This is a genomic window from Sphingomonas cynarae, assembly GCF_039537815.1.
Lineage (GTDB): Bacteria > Pseudomonadota > Alphaproteobacteria > Sphingomonadales > Sphingomonadaceae > Sphingomonas > Sphingomonas cynarae.
In genome coordinates, this window is record NZ_BAABBF010000009.1 from 45,123 (window position 1) to 60,089 (window position 14,967).

At 67.5% G+C, this 14,967-nt stretch carries 15 protein-coding genes; 6 read left to right on the plus strand and 9 right to left on the minus strand.

Annotation, left to right across the window (positions count from 1 at the left end; translation table 11 throughout):
- Window positions 1-46 precede the first annotated feature (46 nt).
- The 3 genes from ABD719_RS16000 (at window position 47) to ABD719_RS16010 (ending at window position 3,718) form a co-directional block, all read left to right on the plus strand.
- A complete protein-coding gene (locus ABD719_RS16000; protein WP_344694362.1) occupies window positions 47-1,231 on the plus strand; it encodes a hypothetical protein in 1,185 nt (394 codons plus the stop codon).
- A gap of 157 nt (window positions 1,232-1,388) precedes the next feature.
- Window positions 1,389-2,363, plus strand: coding sequence for a hypothetical protein (locus ABD719_RS16005; protein ID WP_344694363.1), 975 nt, complete (start codon window positions 1,389-1,391; stop codon window positions 2,361-2,363).
- Window positions 2,363-3,718 (plus strand): sensor histidine kinase, encoded by a 1,356-nt coding sequence (locus tag ABD719_RS16010; RefSeq protein WP_344694364.1) that lies wholly within the window; start codon window positions 2,363-2,365, stop codon window positions 3,716-3,718. Before ABD719_RS16005 ends, ABD719_RS16010 begins: the two co-directional genes overlap by 1 nt.
- Here ABD719_RS16010 and ABD719_RS16015 read toward each other — a convergent pair.
- The 3 genes from ABD719_RS16015 to gltX are packed head-to-tail and all read right to left on the minus strand — an operon-like array spanning window position 3,683 to window position 6,640.
- The gene (locus tag ABD719_RS16015) at window positions 3,683-3,889 is read right to left on the minus strand and encodes a hypothetical protein (RefSeq protein ID WP_344694365.1); all 207 of its coding nucleotides are present in this window, start codon (window positions 3,887-3,889) and stop codon (window positions 3,683-3,685) included. The genes ABD719_RS16010 and ABD719_RS16015 overlap by 36 nt on opposite strands.
- Window positions 3,890-3,895: 6 nt before the next feature.
- Complete coding sequence (locus ABD719_RS16020; protein ID WP_344694366.1) at window positions 3,896-5,179, minus strand: citrate synthase; 1,284 nt, start codon at window positions 5,177-5,179, stop codon at window positions 3,896-3,898.
- A 33-nt stretch (window positions 5,180-5,212) separates the two neighbouring features.
- Window positions 5,213-6,640, minus strand: coding sequence for a glutamate--tRNA ligase (gene gltX, locus ABD719_RS16025; protein WP_344694367.1), 1,428 nt, complete (start codon window positions 6,638-6,640; stop codon window positions 5,213-5,215).
- Window positions 6,641-6,698: 58 nt separating this feature from the next.
- Here gltX and ABD719_RS16030 point away from each other — a divergent pair, with 58 nt between their 5' ends.
- On the plus strand, window positions 6,699-8,834 hold the full coding sequence (locus tag ABD719_RS16030) for a ComEC/Rec2 family competence protein (protein WP_344694368.1): 2,136 nt from the start codon (window positions 6,699-6,701) through the stop codon (window positions 8,832-8,834).
- A 5-nt stretch (window positions 8,835-8,839) separates the two neighbouring features.
- Here the strand turns inward: ABD719_RS16030 and lexA are convergent, their stop codons facing one another.
- From lexA to moaC, 3 genes are read right to left on the minus strand one after another with little or no spacing between them, the layout of a single operon-like run.
- On the minus strand, window positions 8,840-9,511 hold the full coding sequence (lexA, locus tag ABD719_RS16035; protein WP_344694369.1) for a transcriptional repressor LexA: 672 nt from the start codon (window positions 9,509-9,511) through the stop codon (window positions 8,840-8,842).
- 55 nt (window positions 9,512-9,566) lie between these two features.
- Window positions 9,567-10,760, minus strand: a complete 1,194-nt coding sequence (locus tag ABD719_RS16040; protein ID WP_344694370.1) for a molybdopterin molybdotransferase MoeA — start codon at window positions 10,758-10,760, stop codon at window positions 9,567-9,569.
- Window positions 10,750-11,229 carry a cyclic pyranopterin monophosphate synthase MoaC gene (gene moaC, locus ABD719_RS16045; RefSeq protein ID WP_344694371.1) on the minus strand — a complete coding sequence of 160 codons (480 nt, stop codon included), beginning with the start codon at window positions 11,227-11,229 and terminating at the stop codon, window positions 10,750-10,752. Before moaC ends, ABD719_RS16040 begins: the two co-directional genes overlap by 11 nt.
- 93 nt (window positions 11,230-11,322) lie before the next feature.
- Between moaC and ppk2 the strand changes: the two genes are divergently transcribed.
- Window positions 11,323-12,075 carry a polyphosphate kinase 2 gene (gene ppk2, locus ABD719_RS16050; protein WP_344694372.1) on the plus strand — a complete coding sequence of 251 codons (753 nt, stop codon included), beginning with the start codon at window positions 11,323-11,325 and terminating at the stop codon, window positions 12,073-12,075.
- Here the strand turns inward: ppk2 and trpC are convergent.
- From trpC to ABD719_RS16065, 3 genes are read right to left on the minus strand one after another with little or no spacing between them, the layout of a single operon-like run.
- Window positions 12,072-12,848 (minus strand): indole-3-glycerol phosphate synthase TrpC, encoded by a 777-nt coding sequence (gene trpC / locus ABD719_RS16055; protein ID WP_344694373.1) that lies wholly within the window; start codon window positions 12,846-12,848, stop codon window positions 12,072-12,074. The genes ppk2 and trpC overlap by 4 nt on opposite strands.
- Window positions 12,845-13,831 carry an anthranilate phosphoribosyltransferase gene (trpD, locus tag ABD719_RS16060; RefSeq protein ID WP_425567193.1) on the minus strand — a complete coding sequence of 329 codons (987 nt, stop codon included), beginning with the start codon at window positions 13,829-13,831 and terminating at the stop codon, window positions 12,845-12,847. The genes trpC and trpD overlap by 4 nt, the downstream gene beginning before the upstream one ends.
- A 5-nt stretch (window positions 13,832-13,836) precedes the next feature.
- The gene (locus ABD719_RS16065) at window positions 13,837-14,421 is read right to left on the minus strand and encodes an anthranilate synthase component II (RefSeq protein WP_344694375.1); all 585 of its coding nucleotides are present in this window, start codon (window positions 14,419-14,421) and stop codon (window positions 13,837-13,839) included.
- Between the two features lie 122 nt (window positions 14,422-14,543).
- Between ABD719_RS16065 and ABD719_RS16070 the strand changes: the two genes are divergently transcribed.
- The gene (locus ABD719_RS16070; RefSeq protein ID WP_344694376.1) at window positions 14,544-14,954 is read left to right on the plus strand and encodes a hypothetical protein; all 411 of its coding nucleotides are present in this window, start codon (window positions 14,544-14,546) and stop codon (window positions 14,952-14,954) included.
- Window positions 14,955-14,967: the final 13 nt, after the last annotated feature.

Sequence of the window (14,967 nt, forward strand, 5' to 3'; positions counted from 1 at the left end):
GCAACGGGCTTGCATCGTGGCGGCGCTTGCCTAACAGCCTGTCCGGATGCTCGCAGGGCTTCTTTTCGCAAATGACGAGGCGCTCGATCGTCCCGGCCAACTGACGGCGACGTTGCCGTTCGGCGGCGTGTGCCTGATCGAATATCAGGCGCGGCTGCTGGTCGCGGCGGGGGCCGCGCATGTGATCGTGTCGGTCGGCCGCCTGACCCCCGAACTGCTCGGCGCGCTGGGGCGGATCGGGAAGCGGGGGGTGACGATCGATGCGGTCCGCACCGCCGCGGAGGCGTCGGAAAAATTGCATCCGCTGTCGCATGTCGTCATGCTGGCCGATGGCCTCATCACCACGCAGGAGGTGGTGGACCGGTTCGCGGTTGAACCCCGCGACGCGTTGCTCGTCCTGCCGGAAGAGGATGCGGCCCCCGAATACGAACGGATCGGCGGCCGCATGGCGTGGGCGGGCGTGGCGCGGATCGATGCCGCGCTGATCGCGGAGGTGGCGGCGCTGCCACGCGACTACGACCTGCAATCCACCACGTTGCGGCTGGCCGCACAGGCCCTTGCGTCGCAGGTGCCGATCGCGCCCGCGATGCTGCATGACGGGCATGGTATCGAACATGCCAGCGCGGCGCTGGCGAAGCGGGGCCGGGCGATCCTGGCGTCGATCGCGGCCGACCGGCGCAACTGGTTCAACGGCTGGATCATTGCCCCCGTCGCGCGACTGGCGGCGCCGTGGCTGATGGACCGCGCGGTGCCGAGTGCGGTGCCGGCGGGCATCGGTGCCACCATCGGACTGGCGGGTGCGATCGCCGTGGTACTTGGCACCCCGGCATCCGGACTGATCGCGGTGCTGGCAGGATGCGTGGGGCTGGGCCTTGGTCGCGTTCTGGCGGCGTTGCGCGACGAACAGCGGCTCGCGGGGGCGCAGGCCCGCGCAATGACGATCCTGCCGGCGCTGGCGGTGGTGATGCTGGGCTTGGCGCTCGGTGGCGCGGAGGCGGGTGGTACGACCGGACCCTTGCTGGCGCTGGCGTTGTTGTTCACCGGAGGGCTGGCGGAGCGGGCGATCCTGCCGCCGCTGCGTCGCCGTTGGTGGTCATCACCACCCGCCTGCCTGACTGTGTTGACGGCGGTGACCCTGCTGGGATCGCCGGTCGCGGGACTGGCGATGGCGACGCTCTATGCCGCCGCAACGCTCGTCGCGGTGGTGGAGACGTTGCGACCTGACGCGTGACGGGACGTTAACCGACGTCTGTTAACCCCCTTGCATGGTGGCCGGTCGGAACGATGACACAGGGCGGGGATGGGCCCCATATGGTCTGGCAACGCGGGTTGCCGCAGCCGAGGCGCGGGCGCAGGCCGAACTGGATACCGCGATTGCGGACCTGGGCGTGATCGAGGCGCTGCGGCTTGATGACCGGACGCGGCTTGATATCGAAACGATGGCCGGTGGATTGGTCGCGACGATCGGCTCGATATTGCGTCGTCATGCCGCCTGCCTGCTGTCCGATCGGGATATCGATGGCACGGCGGTATTGCGGCCGGTTGCCGAACTGATGCCGAGGCTGGTGGCGGCGGGTCTGCTGCGCGATCGCACGCTCATGGCCGCACTGGTTCGCCGCGCCCGTCATGACCAGATTGCTGCCGCGCTGCCTTTGTTGCCGACAGCGGACGGGACATCCGGCCTGCTGCTCCGCCTCGCTGGAGACACCGATGCGGATGTCGCCGAGGCGGCGCTGGCGCTGCTGGGACTGGACGCCCATCGCCGAGAGGCGTGGGAACGTGGCGAGGCCGGCCCCGTTGATCTCCCGATGGAACTTCATGCCTGGCTCGCCTGGCGCGTGGCGGCTGTATTGCGCGCGGACGATGGCAGTGCGGCGGTAACCCGTGCCGTTGATCGCGCACTGGCGGAGGCGACCGGCCGTCTGCTTGCCGGCCATGACGACGACAAGACCGTCGATGTCGTCGCCCTCGGGCTGGCGATGACCCTCGATTGCGGCGCGAACGACATCGTTGCCCTCCTCGTTGCGGCGATCGACGATCGGCGACTCGATCTTTTCACCGCGCTGATCGCGCACGCGCTGGATATCGGGATGCCTGATATGCGGGCGATCGTGATCGACCCGGTCGGCGACCGGCTGTGGCTGGCACTGCGGGCTCTGTCCGTCGATCGTGCCAGTCTGGCCCGGATCGCACTGGCGCTGGCGGATGCCGATCAGCGTCGTGACATCGATGGCTTCGCTGTGCAACTGGATGCGATCGCCGCTGTTCCAGCGGCTGAGGCGGCGGCCATCCTCTCACCGCTGGCGCTGCCGGCCGCCTTCCACGCCGCGATCCAGGCGACGGGGTCGCGACCGCGGTGGTGATGACACTAGACCTGCCGGTCGATGATCGGACCGCTTACGCGGTGATCGATCGTGACGGACGGCTTCTGTCCGCTGACGCCGCGATCGCCGGGCTGAACGGACGGGCGGGTGGCGTCCTCGGCCTGCCGCTGGCGGTACCCCAACTGGCGGCGGCAGTCTGGCTGACGCAGCGGCTGGGCATTCCGGTCAGCCGCCGCCTGATCGTGGCGGACGAGGAGGCGGATGTCGAACTGAACATCCAGGTCGAGCCCGAGGGCGATCACATCCAGATGGCCGTAAGCGGCTGGACTATATGTCCCGTCTGGCAACCGGGCCCCGGCATGATGCTAGCACACCGCGTCGACGATGGCCTGGCCTGGGAAACCGATGCCGCGTTACGCTTCGTTTTTCTCGCCAGCCAGGTGGGTCCGGATCGGGGGATCGATCCGGCAACGATGCTCGGCCGCCCGTTGACTGCACTGTTCCGGTTCGATGATGGCGCCGCGCCGATCCTCGACGCGCTGGCCGGGCGGCGACGGCGGATCGAGCAGGCGGCGGTGAACCGGATCACCGGGCGGGGGATGATTCTGTCCGCCACGCTGCGCACCGATCCGATGGGCGGTGTGGCCGGGTTGGTCGGCACCGCCCGCCTTGCTCCTACCGATCCGCCGGGCGAAGACGTACTCGCCACCGCCTTTACCGCCGGGCTCGATCGGGCGCTTCGCACATCCCTCAACCGTATCGTTGGCGAGGCGGATGCGATCGGCGTCCGGCAGGACGGCCCGATCGCTACCGATTACGCCGATTATGCGGGCGACATCGCCAGCGCAGGACGACATCTGATGGGGATGGTCGATGACCTGATCGACCTTCAGGCGATCGAACGACCGGACTTCGTCCCCGCTGCGGAGTCTGTAGACCTGGCTGATCTGGGACGCCGTGCGGCGGGGCTGCTTGCGGTACGTGCCGATCATGCCGGGGTGACGATCGATCGTCCGGACGCAGAGGCGCGGTCACCATGCATCGGCGATCCCCGTCGCATCCTGCAAATTCTCGTCAATCTGGTCGGCAACGCCTTGCGTTATAGCCCTACGGGCGGATCGGTCGCGATCGATACCGACTGGTCGGGCGGCGCCGCCAGGATCACCATAGCCGATCGGGGGAAGGGGATCGCCGCAGAGGATCAGGCGCGCATTTTCGGCAAGTTCGAACGGGTCGATCCGGGCGAGGCAGGCGGCAATGGCCTGGGCCTGTTCATCGCCCGCCGGCTGGCCACCGCGATGGGGGGCGACCTGACCGTGGAAAGCGCCCCCGGCGAAGGCGCACGCTTTACCCTGACTCTACCGGCGCGGCAGGCGTCGGGCGACCAGCAGTAACAGCAATCCGACGACCGCGACTGCGGCACCGTAATCCGCCCATTGCCGCTGATCGAGCATGAAACTCGACCGCGGCCAATGGATATAACCCAGCCCCTGACCGATCCACAGCGCCCCCGTCAGCGCACAGACGACGCCGAGGACGAGGAGGATGGGCCGGAGGCTGCGCATCGCCGCTTACCGGTCGGACATCGGCACGTAGGAACGCTGCGTCGGCCCGCTGTAGAGCTGACGCGGACGGCCGATCTTCTGATCGGGATCGGTGATCATCTCGTTCCACTGCGCGACCCAGCCGACGGTGCGGGCAAGCGCGAACAGCACGGTGAACATCGAGGTCGGGAAGCCGATCGCCGACAGGATGACGCCCGAATAGAAATCGACGTTCGGGAACAGTTTCTTCTCGACGAAATAATCGTCGCTGAGCGCGATTTCCTCCAGCCGCAGCGCCGTTTCGAACAGCGGGTCGCTCACGTTCAGCGCGTCGAACACCTCGCGTACCGTCTTCTGCATCACCGTCGCGCGAGGGTCGTAGTTCTTGTAGACGCGGTGACCGAAGCCCATCAGGCGGAACGGATCGTTCTTGTCCTTGGCGCGGGCGATATATTCCGGAATCTTGTCCGGCGTGCCGATCTCGCGCAGCATGTTGAGCGCCGCCTCGTTGGCGCCGCCATGTGCCGGACCCCACAGGCAGGCAATGCCCGCCGCGATGCACGCGAACGGATTGGCGCCCGATGATCCGGCGAGCCGCACGGTCGAGGTCGATGCGTTCTGCTCGTGATCCGCGTGGAGGATGAAGATACGGTCCATCGCCTTCTCGACCGCCGGGTTCACCTCGTACGGCTCGGCGGGGACGCCGAAGGTCATGCGCAGGAAATTGCCGGTATAGGACAGCGAGTTGTCTGGATACACGAAGGGCTGACCGACGCTGTACTTGTACGCCATCGCCGCGATCGTAGGGATTTTGGCGATCAGGCGGTGCGACGCGATCACGCGCTGCGCCGGGTCGTGGATGTCGGTCGAGTCGTGATAGAAGGCAGACAGCGCGCCGACGACGCCGCACATGATCGCCATCGGATGCGCGTCGCGGCGGAACCCGCGGAAGAATGCCGCCAGCTGCTCATGCACCATCGTATGGCGGGTGATCGTGCGATCGAAGGTGGCCAGTTGATCGCCGTTCGGCAGTTCGCCGTTCAGCAGCAGATAGGCCACTTCCATGAAGCTGGACTGTTCGGCCAGTTCGCCGATCGGATAGCCCCGGTGGAGCAACACGCCCTGATCGCCATCGATATAGGTCAGCTTCGACTGACACGACGCGGTCGACGTGAAGCCCGGGTCGTAGGTGAAGTTGTCCGTCTGGGCATAAAGCTTGCGGATATCGATCACATCCGGGCCGATCGTGCCCGACATGACCGGATATTCGAAATCCTTGCCGGTCAGGGAGAGCTTTGCAGCATCGGTCATTCCACGCATCCTTTGTGCTGGCTGGTCATGGTATCAGGCTGCCATGCGGTCGGCGATGCGACCCAGGCTTTCCTCGCGCCCTAGAAGGACGAGAACGTCGAAGATGCCGGGCGAGGTCTTGCGCCCGGTCAGCGCGGCGCGCAGCGGCTGCGCGGCCTGGCCGAGCTTGACGCCCCGGGCCTCGGCCACGCCGCGTACCGCGGCTTCGAGCGCCTCCGTATCCCAGTCGTCCACCGCGTCAAGCGCTGCATGGAGATCGGCCAGGATTGTCGGCGCTTCACCAGCCAGCAGCGGCGCCGCCGCCTCGTCGATGGTAAGGGGCCGGGCGGCGAACAGAAAGCCGGTGGCATCGGTCAATTCGATCAGGTTGGCGGCGCGGGGCTTCAGCGCGGGCATCGCCGCCGTCAGCAGCGCGGTATCCGCCTGGCCGCCAAGCCGCCCCGCCACCAATGCCGCCAGCCGGGCATCGTTCGCCTCGCGGATGTAATGGCCGTTCAGGTTCTCCAGCTTCTTCAGGTCGAACCGCGACGGGCTCTTGCCCACTGCGCCCAGATCGAACCACTTCACCGCCTCGTCGCGCGCGATGATTTCCGCATCGCCGTGGCCCCAGCCCAGCCGGAGCAGGTAATTGCCCAGGGCCTCGGGCAAAATGCCCAGTTCGTCGCGATACGCCTCGATCCCCACCGCGCCGTGGCGCTTGGACAGCTTGGCCCCATCCGATCCGTGGATCAGCGGGATATGGGCATGGACCGGTACGTCCCAGCCATTGGCGCTGTAGATCGGCAACTGACGGAACGCGTTGTTCAGATGGTCGTCACCACGGATGACGTGCGTCACCCCCATGTCGTGATCGTCGACGACGACCGCGAGCATATAGGTCGGCGTGCCGTCGGATCGCAGCAATACGAGATCGTCGAGTTCGGCATTCTGGACGGTGACCGGTCCCTGCACGCGATCCTCGATCGTCGTTGCCCCTTCCTGCGGGGCACGCAGGCGGACGACGAAGGGAAGATCGGCGGGGGCATCGGTGCGGTCGCGCCAGGGACTGCGGATACGCAGCGGCTGCTTCGCCGTCTGCGCCGCGGCGCGTTGCGCGGCGATCTCGTCGGCCGTCATGTAACAGCGATACGCATGGCCGGCGACGACCATCGCATGGGCGACCTCGGCATGACGATCGGCGCGGGCGAACTGGAACACGGCGTCGCCGTCCCAATCCAGCCCCAGCCAGCGCATGCCGGCCAGGATCGCGTCGATCGCGGGCTGGGTCGAGCGCGCGCGATCGGTATCCTCGATCCGCAGCAGGAACCGCCCGCCATGATGACGCGCGAACAGCCAGTTGAACAGCGCGGTGCGCGCTCCGCCGATATGCAGGAAACCGGTCGGCGACGGCGCGAAGCGCGTCACCACATCGGTGAAATTGGCGGGTGCCGCAGCGGCACCCCGTTCGGTTGTTGCGCCCAAGCGCACATGCTCCCAGACTGGATGATCGATGGCCGGTTCAGCCGTGGACGCCCCTAGCATGCACCTCCCCCGGCGACAAATGTCGCTGGCGCCGATGGCGGCTGCGATCGAACGGCGGCTGGAGGCGGAGCGGGATCGCCTGCCGTTATGGCTGCCGGTGATGCTGGGTGCCGGTGTGGCGGCGTGGTTCGCGCTGCCGCGCGCCGCATGGTGGAGCGCCACCGCGCTGGCGCTGCTCGCCTTCGCATTGGCAGCGGTGGCCATGGGGCGGGGCGGGCGTTGCGCCCGCATGCTGATGATCGGCGCCCTGGCGATGGCCGCGGGGCTGGGCCTTGTCTGGTGGCGTGCCGAACGGGTTGCCGCGCCGGTACTTGCCCGCCCCGCGGTGGTGGCGATGACGGCCTCCGTCGTACGGGTGGAGTCGCTGGCGGCACGCGATCTGGTGCGCCTGACGCTGCTTCCCGGTGTCGCCGATCTGCCGCCGCGCGTCCGTGTCAACCTCGCCACCGCAGACGTGCCGGTGGGTATCGGTCCGGGGGCGACGATCCGCCTGCGGGCGCGGCTGATGCCCCCGCCCGAAGCGGCCGTGCCCGGCGCCTATAACTATGCGCGCGTTGGGTGGTTCACGGGGATCGGCGCGACCGGTCGCGGCTTCGCCCCCGTCGTCATGTTGACGCCGTCGCGGGGGCAATCGGGCCTGCGAACACGATTGGGCGCGCACATCACCCAACGGATTGCCGGCAGCGCGGGTGGCATCGCATCCGCTCTGGCGACGGGCGATACCGGCGCCATCACGCAGACTGATGCGGATGCGATGCGCGCGGCGGGGCTGGCGCATCTGCTGTCGGTGAGCGGGTTGCACATCACCGCCGTCGTCACAGCCACGATGGTGATCGTGTTGCGGCTGCTCGCGCTCGTGCCGGCTCTCGCGCTCAGGGTCCGATTGCCGTTGGTGGCGGCAGGGGCGGGGGCGCTGGCCGCGATCGGCTATACCTTGCTGACGGGGGCGGAGGTGCCGACGATCCGGTCGTGCGTCGCGGCGCTGCTGGTGCTGGTCGGATTGGCGCTCGGACGGGAGGCGATGACGCTGCGGCTGGTCGCGGCGGGCGCGCTCGTCGTTGTGATCGTTTGGCCGGAGGCGGTGGCGGGGCCGAGTTTTCAACTCTCCTTTGCAGCGATCACCGCGATCGTGGCTCTGCACGAGCATCCCGTCATGCGTGCCTTCGCGATGCAGCGTGACGAAGCGTGGTGGCGACGGCTGGCCCGGGGCGGGGTGTTGTTGCTGGCGACCGGCGTAGTGGTGGAGGCGGCACTTATGCCTATCGCCGCCTATCATTTCCATAAGGCGGGATTGTACGGCGCCCTCGCCAACATCGTCGCGATCCCGTGGACGACCTTCGTGGTGATGCCGCTGGAAGTGCTGGCACTGTTGCTGGATGCGGTCGGACTGGGTGCGCCATTATGGTGGCTGGTGACGCACGCGATCGCGGCGCTGCTTGGGCTGGCGCGCGCAGTCGCCGCCGCGCCGGGTGCGGTATCGGCGGTGCCGGTGATGCCGGACGGGGCGTTCGCATTGATTGTTATCGGTGGGCTGTGGCTGGCACTGTGGCGGACCGGGTGGCGACGATGGGGTCTGGTGCCGCTTGCAAGCGGCACGATCTGGGCGCTGACGGTACCGTCTCCCGACTTGCTGGTAACGGGAGACGGTCGTCATGCCGCGATCCGTACCACGACGGGGATATCGCTGTTGCGCGACCGGACGGGCGACTACATGCGCGCGGTGCTGGGCGAGACGGGTGCCATCGACGGCGAACCCGGCCTGCTGTCAGAAACGACGACCGCCCGCTGCACGGCGGACCTGTGTCTGGCTATGGTCGGCCGCTGGCGTGTGTTGATGACCCGCAGCGTTTATCTGGTGCCGGTCAATGATCTGGCTGACGCCTGCCGCAATGCCGACGTCGTGGTCAGCGAACGACGGTTGCCACGAACCTGCCGTCCACGTTGGCTACGCCTCGATCGCCCGGTGCTCACGGGTACCGGCGGGATAACGGTGAACTTCACCAGCGAAACTATCAGGACGGTAAGGACGGCTGGCGACGAGCATCCTTGGCGCCAGCCGCCGACAGTGATGCCACCCCGTCCACCCCGACAGGAAAGCCGATCCGTCCGGCCGAAATGGCCGGGCGGATCGTGATACCATCAGTCGTACCGGCGCAAGATGCCAGACAATTTGCCCTGGATGCGTACCTGCTGCGGCGAATAACGCTGCGGATCGTAGGCGCGATTGGCCGGGTCGAGGCGTACCATCGCCCCTTCGCGACGAAAATACTTGAGCGTCGCCTCGGCCTCCTCGATCAGCGCGACGACGATCTCGCCGTCCCGTGCCACTTCGGTGCGTCGGACCAGCGCATAGTCACCGTCGAGGATACCCGCCTCGACCATCGAATCACCCGCCACTTCCAGCGCATAGTGATCGCCGGCCCCCAGCAGGGCGGCCGGTACGGCGAGCATCGTCGATCCCTCGAACGCCTCGATCGGCACACCGGCGGCAATACGACCGTGCAACGGAATCTCGACCACGTCGTTCGCGGCGGGGGGCACCGTTGGCGCGGGTGGAGGCACCGCCGCCTTGGGGCGGGCGGGCTTCTTCTCGGCGCGCTCTGGCATCCGCAACACTTCAAGCGCGCGGGCTCGGTTGGGCAGGCGGCGGATGAAGGCACGCTCCTCCAACGCGGAGATCAGACGATGCACGCCCGACTTCGACTTCAGGTCGAGCGCCTCCTTCATCTCCTCGAACGAGGGAGAGACACCCGTTTCATTCAGCCGGTCGTTGATGAAGCAGACCAGTTCGTGCTGCTTGCGCGTAAGCATACCCAGACTCCGTCGGGAACAGACTGTGAACTGATACGGAACGATAGGGCTTGCGTCAAGCGATCACGAGGATTTCCGCCGATTCGCCCGCCATTGCCGTTCCAGCATGCGCCGGGCGGATGACGAGGCAGGTCGACCGGGCCAGCGTCAACAGCATGGAACTGTCCTGGATGGTCGAGGCGAAAATCCGTCCGTCGCGCAGTTCGGCACGCAGATAGTCGGTTCGCCCCTGATTGGCCGGCAGATCCTCGCCCAGCACCGCGCTGGTCACGACCGGCAGCGGATCGCGCGCGCCACCCAGATGCGCCACCATCGGCAGGACGAACAACAGCGCCGTGACGAAAGCGGAAACGGGATTGCCGGGCAACCCCAGCACCACCGCATCGCTCAGCCGCCCCGCCATCATCGGCTTGCCCGGCCGCAATGCGATCCGCCAGAAATCGATGCTGCCACCCGCCGCCTCGATCGCGGGACGGACGAGATCGTGATCGCCGACCGACGCACCGCCGGTGGTCACGAGCAGATCGGCCCGAACGCCCGCAAACGCATCCCGCAGCACCTCCAGCCGATCGGGCAGGATACCGAGATCGATCAGGTCGACCGGCAAACCGGCCAGCATCGCCGCCAGCATCGCACCGTTCGATTCGGGCAGCGCCGCGCCATCAAGGTCGCTACCCGGCGGCACCAGTTCGTCGCCTGTCGCCGCGATCGCGACGCGCACGCGGCGCCGCACCGGCAGGTCGCCATGCCCTCCCGTGGCCGCCACCGCGATCCGCGCCGGGGTCAGCCGATCCCCCGTCGCGACCAGACGGTCACCCTCGGCGAAGTCCAGCCCCCGGCGGCGGACGTTACGTCCACAGTTCGGCGGGCCTTCCCCCGCCAGCATCAACCGCTCGTCATCCCGTGCCGCCTCTTCCTGCACCAATACCGTATCGGCGCCGGCCGGCATTGCCGCACCGGTGAATATCCGCGTCGCCTCACCCGGTCCGATCGATCCGGCGAAGGGTTTTCCCGCTGCGCTCTCGCCGATCACCCGCCATGGGCCGGGCAGATCGGCGAAGCGGATCGCATAGCCGTCCATCGCCGACAGATCGGCTGCCGGCTGGGTCCGACGCGCCGCGATGTCCGTCGCTGCCCAGCGCCCGGCTGCGAGCCGCAACGGTACCTGTTCCTCCGTGACCGGACGGGCCATCGCCAACAGCCGCGCCTGTGCCTCTGCGACGGGAAGGAGCAACGGATCACCCGACATCGGTCGCGGTCCAGTCGCCGGACTTGCCGCCGCTCTTGCTCAACAGACGCACTCCATCGATCACCATCGCCTTGTCGACCGCCTTCACCATATCGTGGATCGTCAGCAGCGTGACGGAGACGGCGGTCAGCGCCTCCATCTCGACACCCGTCCGCCCGGTGGTGGCGCAGGTGGCTGTCACCGCGACCCCGTCGTCCTGCACCACCAGCTCGATCGCCACGCGTGACAACGGAAGTGGGTGGCACAACGGGATCAGTTCCGCTGTCCGCTTCGCCGCCATGATCCCTGCGACACGTGCGACCGCCAGCACGTCGCCCTTGTTCGCGGCGGCATCGCGGACCAGTGCCAGCGCGGTCGGCGTCATGGAGATGCGGCCGATGGCGACCGCCTCGCGTGCGGTGATGGCTTTGGCGCCGACATCGACCATGCGCGCGGCGCCGGTATCGTCGAGATGGGTCAGGCTGGTCATGATCCACGCGGTAACGCACGAAGCCGGGCAGGTGAACCGGACCTCACACGAATTAGTCGCAACCCCCGTCGCGATCCAGCCGTTGGGCGGGTCATGAAGGATTATGACGAACAGCTCGCCGCGCTTCAGCTCGCGCTGCTGCGTACCCAGCAGGCGATGATCGAGGCCGGCACCCGTGCCGTCATCTTGTTGGAAGGACGCGACGCCGCCGGCAAGGACGGCACGATCAAGCGGCTGACCGAGCATCTCACACCGCGGGCCACCCGCGTTGTCGCGCTGCCCAAGCCAACCGACCACGAACGCGGTCAATGGTATTTCCAGCGATATGTCGCGCATCTGCCGGGTGCGGGCGAACTCGTGATCTTCAACCGCTCATGGTACAACCGTGCCGGGGTGGAGGTGGTGATGGGCTTTTCCACCCCGGCCGAACAGGCGCAGTTTCTGCGCGACGCGCCCGATGTGGAACGGATGCTGGTCGAAAGCGGTATCCGCATCATCAAGATCTGGCTCGACATCGATCGCGACGAGCAGAAGGAGCGCCTGGCCGAACGGCACGACGATCCGCTGAAGGCGCTCAAGATATCCGATATGGATGCAGTCGCGCAGACACGGTGGAGCGATTATTCCGCCGCCCGCGATACGATGCTGGTCCGCACGCACCTGCCGATCGCGCCGTGGTACGTCGTGCGTGCCAATCACAAGAAGCCCGCACGCCTCGCGGTGATGCGGCATATCATCCGCATCCTCGCCCCGTCCGCGATCGCGAAGGACGTGGACGGTCCCGACCCCGCGATCCTGTTTCCGTTCGAGGAGCAGGCGCTGACCGATGGCCGGCTGTCGCCCTAGGCGACCATCGACCGCGTCGCCGCCTCGACATCGGGTTGCCGCATCAGCGCCTCGCCGATCAGGAAGCAATGGACGCCGTGCGCGGCCATCGCGTCCAGATCGGCACGGGTCGACAGGCCGCTTTCGGCCACAAAGGTGCAGTCCGTCGGCACCAGCGCCTTGAGCCGGTACGATCGGGTCACATCGACCGAGAAATCCCGCAGATCGCGGTTGTTGCAACCGATCAGGCGTGAGCGCAGCGTCAGCGCCCGCTCCAGTTCCGCCTCGTCATGCACCTCGACCAGCACGTCCATGCCCTGTTCGATCGCCGCCGCCTCGATCTCGGCAAGCGCGCCGTCGTCCAGCGCGGCGACGATCAGCAGGATCGCATCGGCCCCCAGCGCGCGTGATTCGGCCGCCTGCCATGGATCGACCATGAAATCCTTGCGGATCACCGGGATGGAAACCGCGCCCCGCGCTGCGATCAGGTAATCGTCCGCCCCCTGAAAAAACCGCTCGTCCGTCAACACCGACAGGCAGGCGGCACCGCCGGCCTGATAGGCGCGGGCATGGGCGGGCGGATCGAAGTCGGGGCGGATCAGGCCCTTGGATGGACTCGCCTTCTTCACCTCGGCGATCAGCGCATGGCCCGGTGCGGCATCCAACGCCGACCGGAAGCCGCGCGGCCGCTCCGCCGTGGTGATCCGGGCCGTCAGATCGGCGTCGCTCAGGGTCGCTTTGCGGACGGCGACCTCGTCACGCTTGTGCGCGATGATCGTGTCGAGAACAGTCATGAATAGGCGATCCACCGGTCGAGCAGCCGTCCCGCGGCGCCATTGTCGAGCATCTCCGCCGCCAGCGCGGCGGCATCGGGCAGGGCAGGGGCCGCATCCGCCAGCACCAGAGCGGCGGCGGCATTGAGCAGTACTGCTTCCCGGTACGCGCCATGCCCGCCTGCCAGCAGGTCTCGCAGCGCCTGTGCGTTATGCACCGCATCGCCGCCGCGGATCGCCTCGATCGGATGACGGGTCAGGCCCGCGTCTTCGGGCACGATCCGCGCCGGCAGCGTCACGGCGCCGACCGTGGCGACCAGACTGCCCCCGGCACCGGACAGTTCGTCCAGCCCCTCCTCGCCCGAAACGACCAGCGCCGCTTCGGTGCCCAATTGCTCCAGCGCTTGGGCATAGACGGTCGCATAGTCGGGACGGGCGATGCCGATCAGCTGCCGCGCGACGCGCGCGGGATTGGCGAGCGGGCCCATCAGGTTGAAGATCGTCCGCCGGCCGATGCGGCGGCGGATCGGCGTGATCCGCGTCATCGCCGGATGATGGTTGGCCGCGAACAGGAAACAGATGCCGAGATCGTTCAGGCTCGCTTCCGCACAGGCGCCCGCGCGGGCCATGTCGAGACCCAGCGCTTCCAGCGTATCCGCCGCGCCTGCCTTGGACGAGGCGGCGCGGTTGCCGTGCTTGGCCACCGGCACGCCGCATGCCGCCACCACCAGCGATACCGCGGTCGAGACGTTGAGCGTATGATGGCCGTCGCCGCCGGTGCCGCACACGTCGATCGCCCCGATGGGTGCGGTGATCGGGATCAGGCGCGCCCTAAGCGCCCGTGCAGCCTCCGCGATCTCGATGGATGTTTCGCCACGATCGGTCAGCCCGATCAGGAACGTCGCGATCGCCGCGTCATCGGCATGGCCGTCGAGGATATCGGCGAAGGCCAACGCAGCACTTTGCCGCGACAGCGGCGTCGACGGATCGGGCAGTGCGACCATCGTCGTCACGCCATTTCCCTTACCGCCATGCCCGCTGCGCGCATGAAATTGGCGAGCATCGCATGGCCGTGTTCGGTGGCGATGCTTTCAGGGTGGAACTGAACACCGTGGATAGGCAGCGTCGCGTGACGGAACCCCATCACCGTGCCGTCCTCCGCCCGGGCGTTGACCAGCAGGTCATCCGGAATGTCGTTGACGATCAGCGAGTGATAACGCGTGGCGACGAAGGGGGAGGGCAAGTCCGCGAACAGCCCGCTGCCGTCATGCAGCACGGGCGATGTCTTGCCGTGCATCAATCCGCCACGCTCCACCATACCGCCAAAATGCTGCCCGATCGCCTGATGGCCCAGACAGACGCCCAGCAGCGGTCGCTCCGCCTCGGCGCAGGCGGCGACGAGGTCGAGGCTGATGCCGGCTTCGTTGGGGGTGCAGGGGCCGGGCGAAATCAGGAACGCCTCCGCCCCCGATGACAACGCCTGGCCTGCCGACATCGCATCGTTGCGCACCACTTCCACCTCTGCCCCCAGTTCCTGAAGATAGTGGACGAGGTTCCAGGTGAAGCTGTCGTAATTATCGATTACGAGGATCATCGCCTGCCCATAGCCGCCTGAACCATTCCCGCAACCCGCCCTTGCGACCCGATGTCGCGAAAGACGATCGAAGCGGAGCCGGCGGGGCTGCCGGACGTTATACGCCTGAAGGAGTTCGATCCATGATTCGCCTCACCCTAGCCGTCGCGCTGTTGGCCCTCCCGGCCATCGCCGGGGCGCAGACATCCGCCGGCGCGGCAGGTTCGCCGCCGCAGCGTATCCGCAGCGTCCAGCTGACCGCCGGACAGCAATGCCCGAAGGGGGAGGGGGACGAGATCGTCGTCTGTTCGCCCGCAGAGGAACCCTATCGCATTCCCAAGAGCCTGCGCGACAGCGGGCCGATCCCGGCGCAAAACCAGAGCTGGGTCAACCGGGTCGCCGATATCGACCAGACCGGGCGCGTCGCGGGCGGTATTCCCAACACCTGTTCGCCAGTCGGCAATGGCGGACAGACCGGTTGCTCGGTGCTCGCCGCGAAGCGTTGGGCAGCGGAAAAGCGAGCGCAACGACAGGCCGAATCGTCGATCCCCTGATCCGGCCTCTTGG